This is a genomic window from Streptomyces sp. NPDC101178, from assembly GCF_044767965.1.
Classification (GTDB): Bacteria; Actinomycetota; Actinomycetes; order Streptomycetales; family Streptomycetaceae; genus Streptomyces.
In genome coordinates, this window is sequence record NZ_JBIWOZ010000002.1 from 595,778 (window position 1) to 615,651 (window position 19,874).

Below are 19,874 nucleotides of genomic sequence, written 5' to 3' on the forward strand. Positions count from 1 at the left end.
ACCTTCGGACGGGTCGGAGGGGGAGACGGTCGTGGTCGGGCCGGTCACAGTCGGGAGAGGAGGAGGGCTACGGAGACGAGCACGGCCCACAGCGTCGCGTTGACGAGCGTCGCGCGGTCCCGGAAGAGGACGTGGACCGGGTTGGCGCCGCCTTCCTCCACCAGGAGGAGTTGCAGATAGCGGGCCAGCCCGAAGACCGCGCAGGGGGCGGAGAGCAGGGTGACGAAGGAGGCTCCGGCGGCCAGGGCGGCGTCGTCGCGGAGGTAGAGCACGTAGGAGACGGCCGTCAGCACGGCGACCAGGACGACGAGGTGGTCCAGGAAGGCGAGCGTGTAGCCGCGCAGGGCGGGACGGTGGGCGCGGCCGGCCGCCGTCATCTCGTGCCGCCGTTTGCCGAGGGACAGCATCAGGCAGAGCGCGAAGACGCAGAGCGCGAGCCATTCGGAGATCCGGCCGCCCACCAGGAGCGCGCCCTGGACGAGCCGCAGGACGAACCCGCTCGCCACGATGAACGCGTCCACCAGCGGTACGTGTTTGAGGCCCTGGCTGTACGCGACGGAGAGCGCGAGGTAGAGCGCGGTGGGCCACCACTGCCAGGCGGGCCCGGCCACCGCCCAGCAGGTGAGTGAGGCGGCGATGAGGCCCGCCAGGACGGTGGCCGCGGTGGTGGAGACCCGGCCGGAGGCGATCGGGCGGTTCCGCTTGACCGGGTGCAGCCGGTCGCGCTCCCGGTCGGCGAGGTCGTTGACGACGTAGACGAGCGCGGAGGCCAGGGTGAAGCCGAGCACGGCCCACCCGATCTGCCCGAACGCGCCGAAGTGCCAGGGCTGGACGTCCAGCAGGGCCAGCGGCACCACGGCGAGGTTCTTCACCCACTGGCCGGGGCGTACGAGGGCGAGGAGGTCACGGAGGAGCCCGCGGTCGGCGGCGGGCCGCGCAGCGGTGGGCGGGACGGGGCCCGGCGCGGCGGCTTCCGGCGGCTGCGGCAGCGGGACGGTCGCCGGCAGGAAGATCTCCGGCTCCGGCAACGGGACGGTCGCCGGCAGAACGGCTTCCAGCGGCCCCGGCAGCGGGGCGGTCGCCGGCAGGACGGTGAGGTCCGGAGGTTCGGGCGGTGCGGTCGCCACGCGCATCGGCGCGGGCGAGGACCGGGTGATGTCCACGGCAGGCCTCCCGCGTCCTAGAAGAAGACCTTGGCGAGGCCCAGCGCACCCTGGCGCCACGGGTCCCGGCTGGTCCGGCCGGCCCCGGGAGCGGGTGCGCTGCCCTGCCGTTGGGTGCGCCACCAGGCGTACGTACCGAGGATGGCGTCCTGGTTGGAGAGCTGGGGACGGAAGCCGAGCCGTTCGGTGGCGCGGCTGATGTCCACGTACGAGTCGTCGAGGAGCTTGAAGAGCAGCCGCCCGTAGACCGGGGAGAGCTTGGTGCGCTCCAGCAGGCGCAGGACGCCGAGGGCGGGCGCGGCGGGCAGGGGGACGACCCGCTTGCCGTGTCCGGCGGCGTCCAGGACGGCCTGGAAGTCCTCGCGCAGGGTGCCGAACTCGGCGGCGCCCAGGTTGTACACGTCGTTGGCGACCTCGGGTTCCGCGTGCAGGGCGAGCACCACCGCGTCGACCAGGTCGGCCATGCCGAACATCTGGATGCGGACGTCCCCACGGCCCAGGACGGGGAAGTTGCGCCGCTCCTCGGCCCATTCGAAGAGCATCGCGAACAGGCCCATCCGGCCCGGCCCGAGGAAGGTCTTGGGGCGGAGCACCGGAAGGCACATCCCCCGTGCCCGGAACTCCTCGCAGACCTCCTCCGCCTCGGCCTTGGCCCTGCTGTACGGGTCGACGGGCTCGCGCGGGTACTCCTCCGGGGTGGGGACACGCTCGGGGAGCCCGTAGACGGCGGTGGAGGAGATGTGGACGACGCGCGGCACCCGGGCCCGGTGGGCGGCGGTCAGGACCGTGCGGGTGCCGTCGACGGTGATCGAGCGGATCTGGTCCACGGGGTAGCTGGGCAGCGCGGCCGCGCAGTGCACCAGTGCGTCCGCCCCGGCGAAGGCCCGGCCGAGCACCACGCCGTCCCGGATGTCGGCGACCACGTGCCGGGCGCCCGGGGGCGGTTGGGGGTCGTCGCGCAGGTCGATGCCGATGACGTCGTGCCCGTCGGCGGCGAGCCGGGTCACCAGGTGCGAGCCGAGCATGCCGGCCGCTCCGGTGACGGCGATGGTCAGGCGGCCCATCGGGACACCGCCTTGTCCTTGAGGAACGCGGCGAGGAGCCGGTTCATGCCCCGGGCGAGGGTCTTGTCGAAGGCGTCGAGGAAGATCTCCACCTCTTCGGCCCCGGCGACCAGGGAAGGCGCCGCGACGAGAGGGCTGCGCCCGTTGAGCGTGTAGTACATGTACACGTTGTGCTCTTGGTACATCGCGTTGACGACCGCGCAGGTGATGACCTTCGTCCGCAGAAGAGGGTCGCGCGCCAGCCCGCCGGGGGCGAGTTTGGCGGCGAGGTCGAGCATCTTGGGGCCGCCGTCGAGGAAGACCCCGTACAGCGCTCCGGCTCCCCGGACGTCCGCGATGATGTCGGGGTACTGCTTGCGCAGCCGCTCCAGACCGGGGGCGAGGACGCGTTCGATGGCGCGGGCACGGGCCGGATAGTCGTCCTCCACCGCGATGTTGACGGCCTCCAGCGCGGTGGCGGTCTCCTCGCCGAAGCCGTAGTAGGTGGTGCTGGTCGACTGGAGCATCGCGTCGCCGAGGCTGTCGTACGCCTGGCGGAAGACGGGTTCGCGGGCGACGAAGGCGGAGATGGAGGACTTGCCGCCGCCGAAGGACTTCGAGGTCGTCACGACGTCCGGGACGAGCCCGGGGTAGCGCATGAAGTGGAAGAGGCTGCCGGTCTTGCCCCAGCCGGTGTAGATCTCGTCGAAGATCAGCACGATGTCCTCGGCGGTGCACAGCTCCCGCAGCCCGCGCAGGAACTCCTCCGAGCACTCCGTCATGGTCGAGGCGGAGAAGGGCTCGATGAGGATCGCGTACACATCGCAGCCCCCCTTGGCGTTCCGGGCCGCCGTGACGCTCTCGCGTACGGAGTCGAGGTCGCCGTAGCGGAAGGCTGAGACGCCGGGGATGCCGGGGAAGGCGAAATTGGTCTGCGCGCTGCCGGTGAGGCTTCCGGAGCCCAGCAGCTTGCCGTGGAAGCTGATGTCGGCGTGCAGGATCCGCTGCCGCTTGCCGCCGTGGTACTTGTACGCGAGTTTCACCGCACCCTCGACCGCCTCGGCACCCGAGTTGGGGAAGAACGACATGTCCAGGTCGCCGGGGAGGAGCTGGGCGAGGTTGTGGCCGAGGGCCGCGATGTAGGGCGAGAAGTAGGTCTTGTGCACCTCCATCCGGCGCTGCTCCTGGAAGCGGCGGCGGGCGGCGAGGATGCGGGGGTGGTTGTGGCCGTGGTTGAGGACTCCGACGCCTCCGGTGAAGTCGAGGACGCGGCGGCCGTCGCGGGTGTGGATCCAGGAGCCCTCGGCGTGGCTGACGAGTTCCCGGCCGAAGCCGAAGGACGTCATCAGGGAGACCTGGCTCTTGTTGACGTGCGACCGGTAGAGGTCGTGCACCCGGCGCAGCGGCATCTCCTCGCAGTCGTCCACGGTGATCAGCGGTGGCAGGCCGGTGGCCGGGAGCGTGGCTTCGGGGGGCGGGAGCGTGGTGTCGGAGGACGGGGGTGTTGCGGCGGTGGTCATGCGGCTCCTTCCGGGAGCGCGGGTCGGGGTGTGGGGAGGGGGCCCGCGGCGCGGGCCCAGAGCAGCGCCCCGCCGGTGGCGGCGACTTCGCTGAGCACGCAGACCAGCCGGCTGGCGATGACGGCGGCAGCCGCGGCGGAGAGCGGCATGACGGCGCTGAGGGGGCCGAGCAGGACGAGTTCGCGGGCGCCCCAGCCGTCGGGCAGGACGAACGCGAGGCTTCCGGCGACGGTGGCGAGGGCGAAACCGCCGACGCAGACGGGCAGGGAGAGGAGCGGCGGGGCGCCGAGGAGGACGGCGATGGCCCACAGGTGGAGTCCGGAGACCGCCCAGGAGGCGCAGGCCCAGCCGATGGAGGCGCGCAGGGCGCGGGGCGAGGACGCGGCGGCCTGGGCGGGGCGTCGGGCCAGCCGCATGGTCCACGCGACCAGCCGGCCCACCCAGCCGGGCCGGACGACGGCCGCGGCGGCGAGCAGGACGAGGGGGGCGAAGACCCACGCGTGGGCGCCGAACACCGCCGGGGCGACCAGGAGCCCGGCGGCGGCGCCGGTGGTCATCCCGATGACGAGGCCGAGCCCGAAGGCCGCGATCATCCGCTCGGGGGCGATGCCGAGGGCCTTGCCGAGCTGGACGTGGGCGAGGACGCCCCAGATCCGGCCGGGGACGAACTTGCTGATGACACCGATGAAGAAGATCCGCGCGACGTCGGAGGTACGGGCCTTCGCACCCTCGCTGCCCGCCTCCGCTCCCCCGTCCACGACGAGGACCCGCCAGGAGAACATCGACAGCACGAGTCCGGCCGCGTTGGCGAGGAGGGCGGCCACCAGCAGCAGCACGCCCCCGGGCCGTCCGGCCGCCTGCGCCATCTCCGTACCGGCCCCGCGCAGCGAACCGCCCACGGCGAAGCAGGTCGCCACGATCAGGACGAGCGCGGCGGCGAGCCGGAGGAGCCGGGCCCGCCGGGACGGCCGTACGGGGGCGGCTTCGGGCACACCGTCGCCCGGGGCGGCCTCGGAGGCGACGCCACCCCCGACAGCCTCAGCGGTCCCGGCCGCGCCCTCGTCCCGCGTCGCCGTGCTCATGGCGCGACCACCGCCGACCGCCGGTCCCCGCGGCGCCGGACGGAGGGGCCGAAGCCCGGGTCCACCAGCCAGCGGACGCCCCCGAGGACCGCGCCGAGGACCAGGGCCAGGTGCACCGCGAAGTGCAGGGCGGTGAAGCGGAGGAGGAAGGGCCACCCCTCACGGCGGGCCACGAAGCGGGAGAGCTCCACGTCCGCCAGGGCGAAGGCCACCGCGCAGGTGAGGGGCACCAGGAGCAGCCAGGGCGTCAGCAGCGCGAGCGGGAGCGTGGCGGGGACCAGGGCGGCGGCCAGGACCCCGCCCGTGCGGTTGGCCCGCAGCCCGCCGCCCCGGCGGCGCTCGACGGCGGCGACAGGGACGAGGAGCTGGGAGCGGCGGTACTGCTCGGCGAGCATCGGCAGCAGCCGGTCCACGTCGTCGTGGCGGCCGGTCACCCGCTCACTGAGGCGGATGCGGTGGGTGGCGGCGAGCCGGTCGCTGTACTCCACGTCCTCGGAGTCCCGCAGGTTCTCGTCGAAGGGCCCGGTGGCCTCGAAGACGCGGCGTTCGATCGCGGCCAGGGCGAAGAAGGCGGTGCCCACGATCCCGGTGCTGCGCAGCCGCCAGAAGTGGGCGTGCAGGCAGTGGTAGACCTCCACCGGCCCGTCGTCGTAGAGCGGTTCGGGGTCGAGCACCCCGTGGACGCAGCCGGTCTCCGGGTCGGCGCCCAGCAGGGCGACCGCGTTCTCGATCGCGTCGGGGGCCAGCGCGATGTCGGAGTCGAGGAAGAACAGGATCTCGCCGCGCGAGGCGGCGACGCCGAGGTTGCGGGCGGCGGAGACACCCCCGTTGTCGGGGCGGGCCACGAGGACGCAGGGGAATTCCCGGGCGATGTCGCGGGAGTTGTCGGTGCTGGCGTCGTCCACGACCACCACGTCCAGCGGGCGCAGGGTCTGGGCGAAGACGGATTCCAGACAGGCCCGCAGGGTCTTCTCGTAGTTGTGGTTCGGGATGATCACGGACACGGTGGGGTGTTCCCGTGACATGGCGGGTCGGGTCCTTTCCGTTCGGGCGGGCGGTGCAGGTCCGGGCGGCCGAGGACCGCGAGGTGCCAGCCCTTGGCGCCGGGGTCGGCGGCCAGGGAGGCGAGGAGGAAGTCGAGGGCGGCCAATTCGGCGTGGAGGGGGTCGGAGTCCTCCATGTAGAGCGCGGCGCGGACCGTCCGGCCGGGGTACGAGGCGGCATACAGGTGGGCCGGGCGCGGACCGTCCGGGCCGGGGCACCGCGTCCCCGTTCCGGTGCCCGAGGCCCGCAGCCGACGGGCCAGTTCGCGGGCGGTCCAGGCGGCGGGCTCCCGGGACTCGGTCCGCACCAGCAGCGCGGTCACCAGGTACACGGAGGAGATTCCTTTCTCCCCGGGTCACCCCCAGGAGAAGCCGCTCCGGGTGGCGGGGGCGACCGTGGCCAGGAGCACCGGTGCGAGGGCGCAGGCCAGGGCGATGCGGAGGGAGAGCGTACGGACGGCCTGCATGCGGGGCTCCTTCTCAACAACAGCGTGTGAATGTCTGAGCACGGCCTGAGCATGGCGTCGCGGCGGTCCGGGGGTCACGCCCTCGCGGCTGGCCAGGAGTTGCGGGCAGCGGGCTGCCAGCGTGGACCGCTCCGCAATTGCCCCCGTCACCTGCGGCGACGCCGCCCTGGCAACCGATGGCCAGGCACCAAGAGGCCACACCTTCACCACGGGATGTCCATACTCCGGGCAGAATCCGCCCGCCTCATGGCTCATTTCATCCCATGGACTTGGTCTATACCTGTCTGCTCCGGCGGCCTAAACTCGCGCCGGTGTCGATGAGGGGGCCCGGCCCGGCATCGGCGTTCAGGTGCGGCGTGACATCGGCGGGGGAGCCAAGAGATGTTTCAGGTACTGGGGTTGGACGCGCGGACGGAGCTCGTGTACCGGCTCGTCCTGGAGGAACCGGAGCTGCGGCTCGACCAGATCGTCGCGCGGCTGGGCCGCAGCGAGCAGGACGTGCGCGACGCCCTCGACCGGCTCGCCGAACTCTGCCTGCTGGACAACCGTGACGAGCGCTCCACCGCCGACGACCCGCCGGTCTTCCGCGCCCTGGACCCGGCCGCCAGCCTGCCGTTCCTGCTCTCCCGGCGGGAGGCCGAACTGGCGCGCCAGCAGCGGGGCCTGGAGGTCGCCCGGGACGCGGTCTCCGCGCTCACCGCCCACACCGGCCGGGGAGCACGGCGCGGGTTCGACGTCATCAAGCGGCTGGAGGGGCTCGACGCCGTACGGGACCGGCTCACCGAGCTCGCCGAACTGGCCAGGACCGAGTGCCTCTCCCTGCTGCCCGGCGGCGCCCAGGCCCCGGACACCCTGGCGGCGAGCAAGCCGCTCGACCAGCAGGCCCTGGAGCGTGGCGTCCGCATCCGCTCGATCTACCAGGACAGCTTCCGCAACGACCCCGACACCCTGCGCTACGTGAACTGGATCGGCGAGCTCGGCGCCGAGAGCCGTACGTTACCCACGCTGCCGCTCATCATGGTCGTGGTCGACGCCGAGGTGGCCCTCGTCCCGCTCGACCCCGACGACGGCCGGGCCGGCGCGCTGGAGCTGCGCAGCAAGGGGGCCGTCCTGGTCGCCCGGCTGCTGTTCGAGAGCCTCTGGGCGGCCTCCACCCCGCTCGGAGCCCGGCCGCCCGTGGACAGCGACGGCCTGACACCGCAGGAGGGCGAGCTGCTCTCCCTCCTGGCCCAGGGGCACACGGACGCCACCGCCGCCCGCCGCCTGGGGGTCTCCCTGCGGACCGTCCGCCGGATGAACGCGGAGCTGACCGCCCGCATGAACGCCCGCAGCCGCTTCCAGGCCGGAGCGGAGGCGGCCCGTCGGGGCTGGGTCTGACGCCCGGCCCTCCCTCCCTCACCCCTCCCCCGCCGACAGATGACGCGGCACCCCGGTGGATCACGTGAGCATCCTTGAGGATCGCGTGAATTTCCTCCGGGCAGGTGTGAACCGATCCCCTTCTCCATCCGTGCCCCAACCGCGAAACCACAGCGGTGCGGGGTCGCGCGATACCGGTGACCCCTGACCGGAATGCGGACAGGGGTTCCGGAGAGCGCCCACGAGCCCCTAGATTTCGCGCACGTTACGACACAGTGATCACGCGAGGGGACGGATCGACATGCCGGAATCGCCCACACCAGCACCACCGGTTCCACCAGCAACGGGGCGGCGGACACTGTCCCCGAAGTCCATAGCCGTCTGGAGCCTGGTCGGCCTGGTCGGCGCGATCGGCTGGGCCACCCTCGCGCTCTCGCGGGGTGAGGAGGTCTCCGCCGCCTGGATGCTGGCGGCGGCCCTGGGCTCGTACGCCATCGCGTACCGCTTCTACTCCCGGTTCATCGCCAACCGGGTCCTGAAGGCGGACAAGAACCGCGCGACGCCGGCCGAACTCCTGGACAACGGTGTCGACTTCCACCCCACCGACCGCCGCGTCCTGTTCGGCCACCACTTCGCCGCCATCGCGGGCGCGGGCCCGCTGGTCGGCCCGGTGCTCGCCGCGCAGATGGGGTACCTGCCGGGCACGATCTGGCTCGTCGTCGGCGTCATCTTCGCCGGTGCCGTCCAGGACATGGTGACGCTGTTCTTCTCCACCCGCCGCAACGGCCGTTCGCTCGGCCAGATGGCCCGGGACGAGATAGGGCCGGTCGGCGGGATCGCCGCGCTGATCGCGGTCTTCATCATCATGATCATCCTGCTCGCGGTCCTCGCGCTGGTCATCGTGAACGCGCTCGCGCACTCGCCGTGGGGCGTCTTCTCGATCGGCATGACGATCCCGATCGCCCTCTTCATGGGCGTGTATCTGCGCATCCTGCGGCCGGGCAAGGTCAGTGAGGTCTCCCTCATCGGCGTCGCGCTGCTGCTCCTCGCGATCGTCGCGGGCGGCTGGGTCGCCGAGTCGTCGTGGGCGGACTTCTTCACGCTGGAGCCGGGCACGCTGGTCATCTGGATGATCGTGTACGGGTTCCTCGCCTCCGTGCTCCCCGTGTGGCTGCTGCTGGCGCCGCGCGACTACCTCTCCACCTTCATGAAGGTCGGCACGATCGCGCTGCTGGCGCTCGGCGTCATCGTCGCGCTGCCGACGCTGAAGATGCCGGCGGTCACCGACTTCGCCACCAGCGGCTCGGGCCCGGTCTTCGCCGGCTCGATGTTCCCGTTCGTCTTCATCACCATCGCCTGCGGCGCGCTCTCCGGCTTCCACTCCCTGGTCTCCTCCGGCACGACGCCGAAGATGGTCCAGAAGGAGACGCAGATCCGCGTGATCGGCTACGGCGCGATGCTGGTCGAGTCGTTCGTCGCGATCATGGCGATGATCGCGGCCTGCATCATCGACCCCGGCCTCTACTTCGCCATCAACGCGCCCGTCGGCGTGATCGGCGACAGCGTCCAGTCCGCCTCCCAGGCCGTCGCCAACTTCGGCTTCACCATCACTCCGGACGCTCTGGCGCAGGCCGCCAAGGACGTCGAGGAGGCAAGCCTGCTCTCGCGGACCGGTGGCGCGCCCACGTTCGCGCTCGGCATGGCGGAGATCTTCTCCGCGGTGATCGGCGGAACGGCGATGAAGGCGTTCTGGTACCACTTCGCCATCATGTTCGAGGCGCTCTTCATCCTCACCACGGTGGACGCCGGCACCCGCGTCGGGCGCTTCATGCTCCAGGACATGCTGGGCAACGCCTACAAGCCGTTCCGCGAGGTCAGCTGGAAGCCCGGTGTCTGGTTCGCCAGCGCCGTCGTGGTCGGCGGCTGGGGCTACTTCCTCTGGGTCGGTGTGCACGACCCGCTGGGCGGCATCAACCAGCTCTTCCCGCTCTTCGGCATCGCCAACCAGCTGCTGGCCGCCGTCGCGCTGGCCGTCTGCACCACGCTGCTGGTCAAGTCCGGCCGCCTGAAGTGGGCCTGGGTCACCGCCGTCCCGCTCGCCTGGGACGTGGCGGTCACCCTCACCGCGAGCTGGCAGAAGATCTTCTCGCCGGACGTGAAGGTCGGCTTCTTCGCGCAGCGCGACAAGTACCAGGCGGGCATCGACGCGGGCGAGGTGCTGGCTCCGGCCAAGTCCATGGACGACATGCGGACCGTCGTCACCAACTCCACCGTCGACGGCGTGCTCTGCGCGCTCTTCGCCATCCTCATCATCGTGGTGCTCGTGGACGCCGGCCGGGTCTGCTACAAGGCCATCCGCGACCCGGAGAGCGTCAAGCTGCACGAGACGCCGTTCGTCCAGTCCAAGTTCGTCGCTCCGGCCTCGCTCATCGCCACCAAGGAGGAGAAGGCCGAACTGGCCGCCGCCGGTGTCGGCCCCGAGGGCGGCCTGCGCAAGGAGGAGGCAGCGGCGACGGGGAGCCGGTCGTGAGCCGCACGGACCGGGACCGTACGGAGCCGGGCGTGAGCCGCGCGGACCGTGCGGAGCCGGTCGTGACGGCCCCGGGCGTGCGGAGCCGGACATGACTCTCGCGGACGTACGGCGGGTGGCCGGGCGGATCCGCTGGTACGTCCGTGAGATGACCGGCGAGGCGACGTACGACCGCTACGTGGCGCACGCCCGGTCGCACGATCCGGACGCGCCGGTGATGACCCGCCGCGCCTTCGAGCGCGACCGCACGGACGCCCGCGAGGCGGACCCCCGCGAGGGCTTCCGCTGCTGCTGACCACCGCCGGCCGATCGGGGCCGCCGCACCCCTCCCAGGGGCGCGGCGGCCCCTTCTGCCGTCCGTGGACGCGTCCGGCCACCGCTCGATTTCCCCGGTGCGCGGAGCCCTGACCGTACGAAAGGATGTGCCCATGACATCGCGCTCCCGGCCGCCCCGGCTCCGGCCCCTCCTCCCGACCGTGACACTGGCCCTGACCCTGGCGGCGGCGACGGGCTGCGGCACCGTGCCCGCGCCCGGCTCGGAGTCGTCGGCGGACCGGAGCTCCTCGGCCGGACCGGCGCCCGACCGGGCGGAGCTGGAGGCGAGGGCGAGCGCCGCGCAGCTCGTCGCGGAGCATGTGTGGGTGACCGAGGCCACGGGCTACGCCCTGGCGCGCCAGTCGGTCGGGGTGCTCGGTGACGACGGGTTCGGCAGCTCCTACACCGCGCCGGACGGCGGGATGCTCCAGCTGTCGGCGGAGCGCCGCCCGCACGCCGTGGCCGACTGCACGGACGGCTCCGCGCCCGCCGGCGGCCAGGAGGCCCTGGTGACGTGCGAGCGGGACGGCGAACAGTGGTACCGGGCCACGGAGTCGGGCCACGCGTACGCCCAGGAGCAGGACGGTCTCGTGATCACGGTGAGCGGGGCGCGCGAGCAGGTGGACCGGGCGACACTGCGGTCGGCGGCGCTGGCCGCCCACCGCGCCGACGACCACGAGCTGGACCGGGTGCTGCCGCCCGCCGGTGACGGCTCCGGGCAGCAGCCGGTCGAGCGCGGCGACCTGCCGCCGGTGGGCGACGGCGCGCCGGACAACGAAGTGGGAGCGAGCGGCTGATGGATCTGACGATCAGAGTGGCGGAGCCCGCCGAGTACGCCGTACTCGGCGGGATCATCGCCGAGGCGTATCTCGGCGATGGGCTGCTGGACGGCCCGCAGGACCCGTACCTCCTCGAACTGCGGGCGGTGGAGCGGCGGGCGGCCGAGGCCGAGGTGCTCGTGGCGCTCGACGCGGACGGGGTGGTGCTCGGTGGTGTGACGTATGCCGCTCCCGGCACTCCGTGGCGCGAAATCTCCGGTCCGGACGAGGCCGAGTTCCGGATGCTGGCCGTGGCCCGCGCGGGGCGCGGACGGGGCGTGGGAGAGGCGCTCGTACGGGCGTGCGTCGAGCGGGCCCGGTCCGCCGAAGGTGTCCGGGCTCTGGTGCTGTCGACGCAGCCGGCCATGCTCCCGGCCCATGGGATCTACCGTCGGCTCGGCTTTCTGCGGACCCCTGAGCGGGACTGGGAGCCGGTGCCGGGCCTGCGCCTCATGACCTTCCGGCTGGAGCTGGAGGCGGTCTCCTGAGGGGCGTATGAAATCGACGCGACACAACATGTGGGGGCCGCATCATCTGGCGGCCCCCACATGTATGCTCGACCTCGCTGTCGCCGCAGGGGAATCCGGTGCGAATCCGGAACTGTCCCGCAACGGTGTGATCAGTGTGCTTTGCACACCCGAAGTCCGAAGACCTGTCGACAGCGCGTCCGGCTCGACCGAACCGGACGCCAGACGTCCGGGCCTCGCGGATGGGCCGGTGGACGCCGTGAGCAGTGCTGCCCCGAAGGGCATCGTGCTGCCCGGTTTCCCCGCTCGCCGCCGGCCCCAGCCGAGCGAGGGAAAGCCCAGTGACCATCGCGCCCGCCGATCCGGTTTCAGCCACCGAATCCGCTGCCTCCACCACGTCCGGCGAAGGCACGAACGACGGACCCGGGACCGCCCTGTTGCGGACCCTGACCGACCTCACCGTCGATCTGCCCGACACCGATCCCGGACGGGTCGCCGCCTCCGCTCTGCGTGGGCGCAACGCCCGCTCCGACGAGGCCGAGCTGCGCTCGCTGGCCACCGAGGCGGCGGCGGGTCTGATCTCCGAGGACCCGGCGTACTCCAAACTCGCCGCCCGGCTGCTGACCCGTACGATCGCCGACGAGGCCGCGGGCCAGGGCGCCACCTCCTTCTCCGCCTCGGTCGCCGTGGGCCACCGCGAGGGGCTGATCGCGGACCGCACGGCCGCCTTCGTGGAGCTGCACGCGAAGGCGCTGGACGCGCTGGTGGAGCGGACGCTGGCGGAGGGCGCGGACGACCGGTTCGGCTACTTCGGTCTCCGTACGCTGCACAGCCGTTACCTGCTGCGCCACCCGATCACCCGCCAGGTCATCGAGACCCCGCAGCACTTCATGCTGCGGGTGGCCGCGGGCCTCGCCGAGGACGAGTCGGTGCGGGCGCTGGACGAGGTCACCGCGCTCTACGGGCTGATGAGCAAGCTGGACTACCTCCCCTCCTCCCCCACGCTCTTCAACTCCGGCACCCGGCACCCGCAGATGTCCTCCTGCTACCTGCTGGACTCGCCCAAGGACGAGCTGGACTCGATCTACGACCGCTACCACCAGGTGGCGCGCCTCTCGAAGCACGCGGGCGGCATCGGCCTCTCCTACTCCCGTATCCGCGCCCGCGGTTCGCTGATCCGGGGCACCAACGGCCACTCCAACGGCATCGTGCCGTTCCTCAAGACGCTGGACGCCTCCGTGGCGGCGGTGAACCAGGGCGGCCGGCGCAAGGGCGCGGCGGCGGTCTATCTGGAGACCTGGCACGCGGACATCGAGGAGTTCCTGGAGCTCCGCGACAACACCGGTGAGGACCAGCGGCGTACGCACAACCTGAACCTGGCGCACTGGATCCCGGACGAGTTCATGCGCCGCGTCGACGCGGACACCGAGTGGTCGCTCTTCTCCCCCGCCGACGTGCCCGAGCTGGTCGACCTGTGGGGCGACGAGTTCGACGCCGCCTACCGCGCCGCCGAGGCCAAGGGCCTGGCCCGCAAGACCATGCCGGCGCGTGAGCTGTACGGCCGGATGATGCGGACCCTCGCGCAGACCGGCCAGGGCTGGATGACGTTCAAGGACGCCTCCAACCGGACCGCGAACCAGACCGCCGAGCCGGGCCGGGTCGTGCACTCCTCGAACCTGTGCACGGAGATCCTGGAGGTCACCAACGACGGCGAGACGGCCGTCTGCAACCTCGGTTCGGTCAACCTGGGCGCCTTCGTGGCGAACGGCTCGATCGACTGGGACCGCCTGGACTCCACCGTCCGTACGGCCGTGACCTTCCTCGACCGGGTCGTCGACATCAACTTCTACCCGACCGAGCAGGCCGGGAACTCCAACTCCCGCTGGCGGCCGGTCGGCCTGGGCGCCATGGGCCTCCAGGACGTCTTCTTCCAGCTGCGCCTGCCGTTCGACTCCCCGCAGGCCCGCGCGCTCTCCACGAAGATCTCCGAGCGGATCATGCTGGCGGCGTACGAGGCGTCCTGCGACCTCGCCGAGCGCTCGGGCCCGCTGCCCGCGTGGTCGGAGACGCGTGCCGCGCGCGGTGTGCTGCACCCCGACCACTACGACACCGAGCTGAACTGGCCGGAGCGCTGGGACGCGCTGCGCGCCCGGGTCGCGAAGACCGGTATGCGTAACTCGCTGCTGCTCGCCATCGCGCCGACCGCCACGATCGCCTCGATCGCCGGTGTGTACGAGTGCATCGAGCCGCAGGTCTCCAACCTGTTCAAGCGCGAGACGCTCAGCGGTGAGTTCCTCCAGGTCAACGGCTACCTGGTGGACGAGCTGAAGAAGCTCGGCGTGTGGGACGCCCGCACCCGTGAGGCGCTGCGCGAGGCCAGCGGCTCCGTGCAGGGCTTCGCGTGGATCCCCGAGGACGTGCGGGCGCTGTACCGCACGGCGTGGGAGATCCCGCAGCGCGGCCTGATCGACATGGCGGCGGCCCGTACGCCGTTCCTCGACCAGAGCCAGTCGCTCAACCTGTTCCTGGAGACGCCGACGATCGGCAAGCTCTCCTCGATGTACGCGTACGCCTGGAAGCAGGGGCTGAAGACGACGTACTACCTGCGTTCGCGCCCGGCGACCCGGATCGCCCGTGCCGCGTCCGGTCAGGCGTCGGCCGCCGCCCCCATTCCCGTACAGCAGGCGTCGGCTCCCGACGCGGACGCCATCGCCTGCTCTCTTGAGAACCCCGAGTCCTGCGAGGCCTGCCAGTAATGAGCACCACGAACGAAGAGAAGAACCTGCTCGACCCGGGTTTCGAGCTGACCCTGCGTCCGATGCGCTACCCGGACTTCTACGAGCGCTACCGGGACGCGATCAAGAACACCTGGACCGTGGAGGAGGTCGACCTCCACTCGGACGTCGCCGACCTCGCCAAGCTGTCGCCGGGTGAGCAGCACATGATCGGCCGCCTCGTCGCCTTCTTCGCGACGGGCGACTCGATCGTCTCCAACAACCTCGTGCTGACGCTGTACAAGCACATCAACTCCCCCGAGGCGCGGCTGTACCTGTCGCGGCAGCTCTTCGAGGAGGCCGTGCACGTCCAGTTCTATCTGACGCTGCTCGACACCTACCTGCCCGACCCGGACGACCGGGCGGCGGCGTTCGACGCGGTCGAGGAGATCCCGTCGATCCGCGAGAAGGCGCAGTTCTGCTTCAAGTGGATGGACTCGGTCGAGAAGATCGACCGGCTGGAGACGAAGGCCGACCGCCGCCGCTTCCTGCTGAACCTGATCTGCTTCGCCGCGTGCATCGAGGGGCTGTTCTTCTACGGCGCCTTCGCATACGTGTACTGGTTCCGCTCGCGCGGCCTGCTGCACGGCCTCGCCACGGGCACCAACTGGGTGTTCCGCGACGAGACGATGCACATGAACTTCGCGTTCGAGGTCGTGGACACCGTCCGCAAGGAGGAGCCGGAGCTCTTCGACGACGCGCTCCAGCAGCAGGTCACCGACATGCTGAAGGAGGCCGTCGAGGCGGAGCTGCAGTTCGGCCGCGACCTGTGCGGCGAGGGACTGCCGGGCATGAACACCGAGTCGATGCGCCAGTACCTGGAGTGCGTCGCCGACCAGCGCCTCGCCCGCCTGGGCTTCCCGACGGTGTACGGGTCGGAGAACCCGTTCTCCTTCATGGAGCTCCAGGGCGTCCAGGAGCTGACGAACTTCTTCGAGCGCCGCCCGTCCGCCTACCAGGTGGCGGTGGAGGGCTCGGTCGGGTTCGACGACGACTTCTAGGCCCTTTGCGGATCACGTACGACAGAAGGCCCCACCGTGCTGCTGAGCACGGTGGGGCCTTCCGCGTCCCCCGACGGCATGACGAGGACCGGCCGAACGGAAAATACTTGGACTAGACCAACCCTCGGCGTGCACACTCTCACATCGATCCCGCCCGACCGGGCCCGGCTCGCCCCAGAGAGGCGCACATGCCCGTCATAGAAGTGGCAGACCTCGTCAAGGAGTTCAGCCGACCCACACGGCAGGAGGGCCGCTTCGCGGGTCTCCGTACGCTCCTGACCCGTGAACAGACCGTCAAGCGGGCCGTCGACGGCGTGAACTTCACGGTCCAGCAAGGCGAGATGGTCGGCTATCTCGGCCCCAACGGCGCGGGGAAGTCCACCACCATCAAGATGCTCACCGGCATCCTCGTCCCCACCTCCGGCACGGTCACGGTCGCCGGTGCCACGCCCTGGCGGGACCGGTCCCGCAACGCCCGCCGGATAGGCGTGGTCTTCGGCCAGCGCAGCCAGCTCTGGTGGGACCTGCCCCTGCGCGACTCGCTCTGGCTGATCAGCCGCCTCTACGACGTGCCGGAGGCCCGGTTCCGCGAAAGGCAGCGGCAGTTCAGCGAGGTGCTCGACCTCGGTCCGTTCCTCGACACCCCCGTCCGCCAGCTCTCCCTGGGCCAGCGGATGCGCGGCGACCTCGCCGCCGCGATGCTCTACGACCCGGACATCCTCTATCTGGACGAGCCGACCGTCGGGCTCGACGTCATCGCCAAGGAGCGGATACGCAGCTTCGTCGGAGAGCTGAACCGCGCGTCGGGCACCACGGTCGTCCTCACCACCCACGACCTGGACGACGTCGAGGAGCTCTGCGACCGGATCATCCTCATCGACCACGGCAGGGTCGCCTACGACGGCGCGGTGGACGAACTGAAGACCCGCTACGCGCCGCACCGCGAACTCGTCGTGCAGACCGACCGGCTGGAGAGCGTCGAAGGCGCGGAGGTCGTCCGCCGGGAGGACGGCAAGGTGTGGCTGCGCTTCGACCCCGTACGCACCCCTCCCGCCGAGCTGGTGGCGGCGGTGCTGGCCCAGCACCGGGTGACCGACCTCTCGATCGTGGAACCCGAGCTGGAGAGCGTCATCCACCGGATCTACGCGGACCGCGGATGACCGCCCCTGCGGCCCTCGCCGCGAAGACGGCCCCCACCTCCGCGAAGCACCCGGGCAGGACGCCGCTCCGGGCCCATCTCGCCTGCGCCCGGATGGAGTTCCGCACCGCCCTCACCTACCGCACGGCCTATCTGTCGTCCTTCGTGATGATGCTCCTCCAGATCTGGCTGCTGACGGTGGTCTGGAAGGCCCTCTACGACGGCCGAGCGGAGGTGGACGGACTCGGCCTCACCACCATGACGGCGTACGCGACGCTGACGACGCTCCAGTACCAGCTGGTCAGCCCGTGGCGGTCCTCCCCCATCGACCAGCGGGTACGGGAGGGCAAGGTCGCCGTGGACCTGCTGCGGCCCGTCGGCTTTCCCGGCCAGATGCTCGCCGGCCAGCTCGGGTGGGCGTCGGCCGCGGTCCCGGTCCTGCTGGTGGCACTCCCGTTCGCGCTGCTGATCGGCGCGGGCCAGGCACCCGCCTCCGCGGCCGCCGGGTTCGCCTACCCGGTGGCGCTGATCGGCGCGCTGCTCGTGAACCAGCTGCTCGGGCTGCTGCTCGGCATGGTCTCCTTCTGGACCCTGGAGGTGAGCGGCGCCCTCATGGCCTACCGCTTCGTGGCGCAGTTCTTCTCCGGGACCCTGGTCCCGTTGTGGTTCATGCCGGGACCGATCAGGGTGGCCGCGGAGTGGCTGCCCTTCCAGGCCACCGCGTACACCCCGGCGGCCGTCTACCTGGGCCAGGTCGAGGGCCTGGCCATCGTGGCCGCCCTCGGGGTCCAGCTCGCCTGGATCGGCGCGCTCGGCACACTGGCCGCGTTCGTCTGGTCGCGCGCCCGGCGCCGCGTCATGTCGCAGGGGGGCTGAGGAGCGATGCGAGGTCCACGGGTCTATCTGCTGCTGGCCGGTGCGGCGTTCCGGGCCGAGTTCCAGTACCGGGGGAACCTGTTCATCAACATCATCGGCGGCCTGTTCTACCAGGGCGTCGGGCTGGCCTTCATCTGGGCGGTGCTGGACCGCTTCGGGCAGGTCGGCGGCTGGGGACTGGGCGAGATCGCCTTCCTCTACGGGATCAGGCTGACCGCCCACGGCCTGTGGCTGCTCCCCGGACACCAGCTGATCCACGTCGACGAGGTCGTCGTCGAGGGCGAGTACGACCGCTATCTCGTCCGTCCGGCACCGCCGCTGGTCCAGCTCCTCACCCGCAGGGTGCGGCTGAGTTCGCTGGGCGACCTGGCGGGCGGAGTGGTCCTCCTGTCCATCGCCTCGGCCTCCGCCCCGGTCGACTGGTCGCCGGGAGCCGTCGGCTTCCTCGCGCTCGCCGTGGTGGGCGGTGCGCTGGTGGAGGGCTCCCTGCAACTGGCCGCCTCCGCGCTGGTCTTCAGGATGAAGAGGGTCTCGCCCATCAAGTTCGCCATCGACATGATCTTCAGCGACTTCGGCAACTACCCGCTGAAGATCTTCGGCCCGGTGGCCGGCTTCGGGCTGACCTTCGTCTTCCCGCTGGCCTTCGTCGCCTACCTACCGGCGACCGTGCTGATGGGCCGGGAGGAGGAGCTCGCCGTGCCGGATTGGCTCGCCTGGGGCGCCCCGGCCATCGGCGTCGTGCTCATGTACGCCGCGTACCGCTTCTGGGAACGGCAGTCCCGCCATTACGAGAGCAGCGGGCACTGAGCGGGGCCGTAGGACAGGCGGTCCGACTCCTGTCTCGCCCGCCGCGCTCTCGCCTATCGCCCGAGGAAGTCGAGTGCCCGCTCATCGAGCTCCGCCGCACAGCGCACACCCCGGGCGCGGAACCGCGCGAGGTCCCTGCGCATGTTCTTCACAGCTTTGCGTGTGCGCGCCGACTGCACTCCGTCCATATGGTCGATGGCCCGGTTCCAGGTCTCACATGCCTCCTCGATCCGGCCACGCTTGAGCTGCATCTCCGCGCCGGCGACGAGGTCGAGGGAGACGATCCGCGCATAGGTCGTGGCGGGGCGGGCGGTCGCCGCCCGGGCGTACTGGCTTGCGGCGGCGCTGAAATCCCCCAGCGCCTCGTACACCTTGGCCGTCCGGGAGTAGACGGAGGCTGCGGGTGGTCCCCAGGCCAGAGCCCAGAAGGGAGTCTCGTCGCCCTTGTCGGCGGCGAGGAGTTCACGAGCGCGGTCGGCCTCGACGACAGCGGCTCGCCGTTGCCCGCTCTTGGCGAGGGTGTGGGCGTGGACGACACGGAACAGGGCCATGGTCGCGTTGTCGACCTTGCCCTTGGCCCGGTTCAGTCCGGTTTCCGCTAGACCCTGGCAGTGCTCGGGGCGGTGAAGCTTCAGACCCTGCATGGCCATGGTGCGCATGATGAACCCGTCCTGCCCTGTGATGCCGGACTCGACGGCCAGGGCGTAGGACTGAAGGTAGTAGCGCTGGGCGAGTCCCTGCTGTCCCGCGTCGTAGGACTTCCAGCCCAGGAGGTGCACGCCACGGCTGGCGGCGGAGAGCATGTGCTGACGCATCTCTTCGTTGTGGAAGCGGGCACGGCACAGCGGTGCGACGTCGTCGCGGAGATACTGGACGAGGGCGGAGCGCCCGTGCTGGCCGCCGTGGCGTTCATCCATCTCGGAGAACAACCTCACCATGTCCCTCACCGCACGCACCTCGGCCATTCCGACGATGTGTCCGGTGCGAGCGGCAGCCGACCTGTCGGCCACCTCCTGCACATGGTCGAGAGGCAGCGCGGCTGCGGCCACCGAGTAGGCGGAGCCGGTCAGGAAGGTTCGCCGGTCCAATTCGGCCCTCCACATCGGCACCAAGGCATCGATCGGGTCCGCCCCGAGGGACAGGCCCATGGTGTCATCCTCCACCCCATCCGGGACGGGCAGGCCGAGGTCAGCCGTCGTGAGGAGACGGCCGAGGTGCCGCGACAGGGCGGTGGCCAAGAACCGAGCGGTCATCTCCTGCGGTACGACACCCTTGAGCCAGTGCCCGATCATGCCCTTGTTCGTGGCCAACTCGACGCCGCACTCGGCAGCGACCTGCCGGACGGCCTTGGCGAGTGCCTCATAAGTGAGACCCGACTCGGAAATGAGATCCCGCAACCGCTGGTTCGGTGCGCTCATGGTCATTCCCACCCTCGTGATACCGGTGATACCGCTTGGCCTCTCGATCACCGTAC

At 71.2% G+C, this 19,874-nt stretch carries 17 protein-coding genes and 1 riboswitch; of the genes, 10 read left to right on the plus strand and 7 right to left on the minus strand.

Going from position 1 to position 19,874, the window contains the following annotated elements:
• Nucleotides 1-44: 44 nt before the first annotated feature.
• The 6 genes from ACIRR8_RS06780 to ACIRR8_RS06805 all read right to left on the minus strand — a co-directional run bounded on the left by ACIRR8_RS06780 (nucleotide 45) and on the right by ACIRR8_RS06805 (nucleotide 6,183).
• Complete coding sequence (locus tag ACIRR8_RS06780) at nucleotides 45-1,163, minus strand: UbiA family prenyltransferase (protein WP_404059859.1); 1,119 nt, start codon at nucleotides 1,161-1,163, stop codon at nucleotides 45-47.
• A 17-nt stretch (nucleotides 1,164-1,180) separates the two neighbouring features.
• Nucleotides 1,181-2,227, minus strand: coding sequence for an NAD-dependent epimerase/dehydratase family protein (locus ACIRR8_RS06785; protein WP_404059861.1), 1,047 nt, complete (start codon nucleotides 2,225-2,227; stop codon nucleotides 1,181-1,183).
• Nucleotides 2,215-3,615: an aspartate aminotransferase family protein gene (locus tag ACIRR8_RS06790; RefSeq protein ID WP_404060714.1), complete on the minus strand. Its 1,401-nt coding sequence runs from the start codon at nucleotides 3,613-3,615 to the stop codon at nucleotides 2,215-2,217. The genes ACIRR8_RS06785 and ACIRR8_RS06790 overlap by 13 nt, the downstream gene beginning before the upstream one ends.
• A gap of 107 nt (nucleotides 3,616-3,722) precedes the next feature.
• Complete coding sequence (locus ACIRR8_RS06795; protein ID WP_404059864.1) at nucleotides 3,723-4,808, minus strand: lysylphosphatidylglycerol synthase domain-containing protein; 1,086 nt, start codon at nucleotides 4,806-4,808, stop codon at nucleotides 3,723-3,725.
• The gene (locus tag ACIRR8_RS06800) at nucleotides 4,805-5,833 is read right to left on the minus strand and encodes a glycosyltransferase family 2 protein (RefSeq protein WP_404059867.1); all 1,029 of its coding nucleotides are present in this window, start codon (nucleotides 5,831-5,833) and stop codon (nucleotides 4,805-4,807) included. The genes ACIRR8_RS06795 and ACIRR8_RS06800 overlap by 4 nt, the downstream gene beginning before the upstream one ends.
• Nucleotides 5,803-6,183: a hypothetical protein gene (locus ACIRR8_RS06805; RefSeq protein ID WP_404059869.1), complete on the minus strand. Its 381-nt coding sequence runs from the start codon at nucleotides 6,181-6,183 to the stop codon at nucleotides 5,803-5,805. Before ACIRR8_RS06805 ends, ACIRR8_RS06800 begins: the two co-directional genes overlap by 31 nt.
• A 516-nt stretch (nucleotides 6,184-6,699) precedes the next feature.
• Here ACIRR8_RS06805 and ACIRR8_RS06810 point away from each other — a divergent pair.
• From ACIRR8_RS06810 to ACIRR8_RS06855, 10 genes are all read left to right on the plus strand, one after another.
• Nucleotides 6,700-7,695, plus strand: a complete 996-nt coding sequence (locus tag ACIRR8_RS06810; RefSeq protein ID WP_404059872.1) for a LuxR C-terminal-related transcriptional regulator — start codon at nucleotides 6,700-6,702, stop codon at nucleotides 7,693-7,695.
• A gap of 280 nt (nucleotides 7,696-7,975) precedes the next feature.
• A complete protein-coding gene (locus ACIRR8_RS06815; protein WP_404059875.1) occupies nucleotides 7,976-10,204 on the plus strand; it encodes a carbon starvation CstA family protein in 2,229 nt (742 codons plus the stop codon).
• Nucleotides 10,205-10,295: 91 nt separating this feature from the next.
• Nucleotides 10,296-10,499: a YbdD/YjiX family protein gene (locus ACIRR8_RS06820; protein WP_404059878.1), complete on the plus strand. Its 204-nt coding sequence runs from the start codon at nucleotides 10,296-10,298 to the stop codon at nucleotides 10,497-10,499.
• Between the two features lie 133 nt (nucleotides 10,500-10,632).
• Complete coding sequence (locus ACIRR8_RS06825; RefSeq protein ID WP_404059881.1) at nucleotides 10,633-11,316, plus strand: hypothetical protein; 684 nt, start codon at nucleotides 10,633-10,635, stop codon at nucleotides 11,314-11,316.
• Complete coding sequence (locus tag ACIRR8_RS06830) at nucleotides 11,316-11,825, plus strand: GNAT family N-acetyltransferase (protein ID WP_404059884.1); 510 nt, start codon at nucleotides 11,316-11,318, stop codon at nucleotides 11,823-11,825. The genes ACIRR8_RS06825 and ACIRR8_RS06830 overlap by 1 nt, the downstream gene beginning before the upstream one ends.
• A 52-nt stretch (nucleotides 11,826-11,877) precedes the next feature.
• Nucleotides 11,878-12,012, plus strand: a riboswitch (cobalamin riboswitch).
• A 133-nt stretch (nucleotides 12,013-12,145) separates the two neighbouring features.
• A complete protein-coding gene (locus tag ACIRR8_RS06835) occupies nucleotides 12,146-14,560 on the plus strand; it encodes a ribonucleoside-diphosphate reductase subunit alpha (protein ID WP_404059886.1) in 2,415 nt (804 codons plus the stop codon).
• Nucleotides 14,560-15,579 (plus strand): ribonucleotide-diphosphate reductase subunit beta, encoded by a 1,020-nt coding sequence (locus ACIRR8_RS06840; RefSeq protein WP_018510062.1) that lies wholly within the window; start codon nucleotides 14,560-14,562, stop codon nucleotides 15,577-15,579. Before ACIRR8_RS06835 ends, ACIRR8_RS06840 begins: the two co-directional genes overlap by 1 nt.
• A 188-nt stretch (nucleotides 15,580-15,767) precedes the next feature.
• A complete protein-coding gene (locus ACIRR8_RS06845; RefSeq protein WP_404059890.1) occupies nucleotides 15,768-16,739 on the plus strand; it encodes an ATP-binding cassette domain-containing protein in 972 nt (323 codons plus the stop codon).
• Nucleotides 16,736-17,593: an ABC transporter permease gene (locus ACIRR8_RS06850; RefSeq protein WP_404059892.1), complete on the plus strand. Its 858-nt coding sequence runs from the start codon at nucleotides 16,736-16,738 to the stop codon at nucleotides 17,591-17,593. The genes ACIRR8_RS06845 and ACIRR8_RS06850 overlap by 4 nt, the downstream gene beginning before the upstream one ends.
• A gap of 6 nt (nucleotides 17,594-17,599) precedes the next feature.
• Nucleotides 17,600-18,400: an ABC transporter permease gene (locus ACIRR8_RS06855; protein WP_404059894.1), complete on the plus strand. Its 801-nt coding sequence runs from the start codon at nucleotides 17,600-17,602 to the stop codon at nucleotides 18,398-18,400.
• Between the two features lie 53 nt (nucleotides 18,401-18,453).
• Here ACIRR8_RS06855 and ACIRR8_RS06860 read toward each other — a convergent pair whose 3' ends face one another.
• On the minus strand, nucleotides 18,454-19,824 hold the full coding sequence (locus ACIRR8_RS06860) for a hypothetical protein (protein WP_404059897.1): 1,371 nt from the start codon (nucleotides 19,822-19,824) through the stop codon (nucleotides 18,454-18,456).
• Nucleotides 19,825-19,874: the final 50 nt, after the last annotated feature.

Excerpts from the sequence above, each read along its gene's own strand:
- ACIRR8_RS06825 (WP_404059881.1), top strand. The coding sequence starts at position 10,633 with ATGACATCGCGCTCCCGGCCGCCCCGGCTCCGGCCCCTCCTCCCGACC.
- ACIRR8_RS06800 (WP_404059867.1), bottom strand. The coding sequence starts at position 5,833 with ATGTCACGGGAACACCCCACCGTGTCCGTGATCATCCCGAACCACAAC.
- ACIRR8_RS06810 (WP_404059872.1), top strand. The coding sequence starts at position 6,700 with ATGTTTCAGGTACTGGGGTTGGACGCGCGGACGGAGCTCGTGTACCGG.
- ACIRR8_RS06815 (WP_404059875.1), top strand. The coding sequence starts at position 7,976 with ATGCCGGAATCGCCCACACCAGCACCACCGGTTCCACCAGCAACGGGG.
- ACIRR8_RS06820 (WP_404059878.1), top strand. The coding sequence starts at position 10,296 with ATGACTCTCGCGGACGTACGGCGGGTGGCCGGGCGGATCCGCTGGTAC.
- ACIRR8_RS06795 (WP_404059864.1), bottom strand. The coding sequence starts at position 4,808 with ATGAGCACGGCGACGCGGGACGAGGGCGCGGCCGGGACCGCTGAGGCT.
- ACIRR8_RS06860 (WP_404059897.1), bottom strand. The coding sequence starts at position 19,824 with ATGACCATGAGCGCACCGAACCAGCGGTTGCGGGATCTCATTTCCGAG.
- ACIRR8_RS06840 (WP_018510062.1), top strand. The coding sequence starts at position 14,560 with ATGAGCACCACGAACGAAGAGAAGAACCTGCTCGACCCGGGTTTCGAG.
- ACIRR8_RS06855 (WP_404059894.1), top strand. The coding sequence starts at position 17,600 with ATGCGAGGTCCACGGGTCTATCTGCTGCTGGCCGGTGCGGCGTTCCGG.
- ACIRR8_RS06785 (WP_404059861.1), bottom strand. The coding sequence starts at position 2,227 with ATGGGCCGCCTGACCATCGCCGTCACCGGAGCGGCCGGCATGCTCGGC.
- ACIRR8_RS06845 (WP_404059890.1), top strand. The coding sequence starts at position 15,768 with ATGCCCGTCATAGAAGTGGCAGACCTCGTCAAGGAGTTCAGCCGACCC.
- ACIRR8_RS06790 (WP_404060714.1), bottom strand. The coding sequence starts at position 3,615 with ATGCCGCTGCGCCGGGTGCACGACCTCTACCGGTCGCACGTCAACAAG.
- ACIRR8_RS06850 (WP_404059892.1), top strand. The coding sequence starts at position 16,736 with ATGACCGCCCCTGCGGCCCTCGCCGCGAAGACGGCCCCCACCTCCGCG.
- ACIRR8_RS06830 (WP_404059884.1), top strand. The coding sequence starts at position 11,316 with ATGGATCTGACGATCAGAGTGGCGGAGCCCGCCGAGTACGCCGTACTC.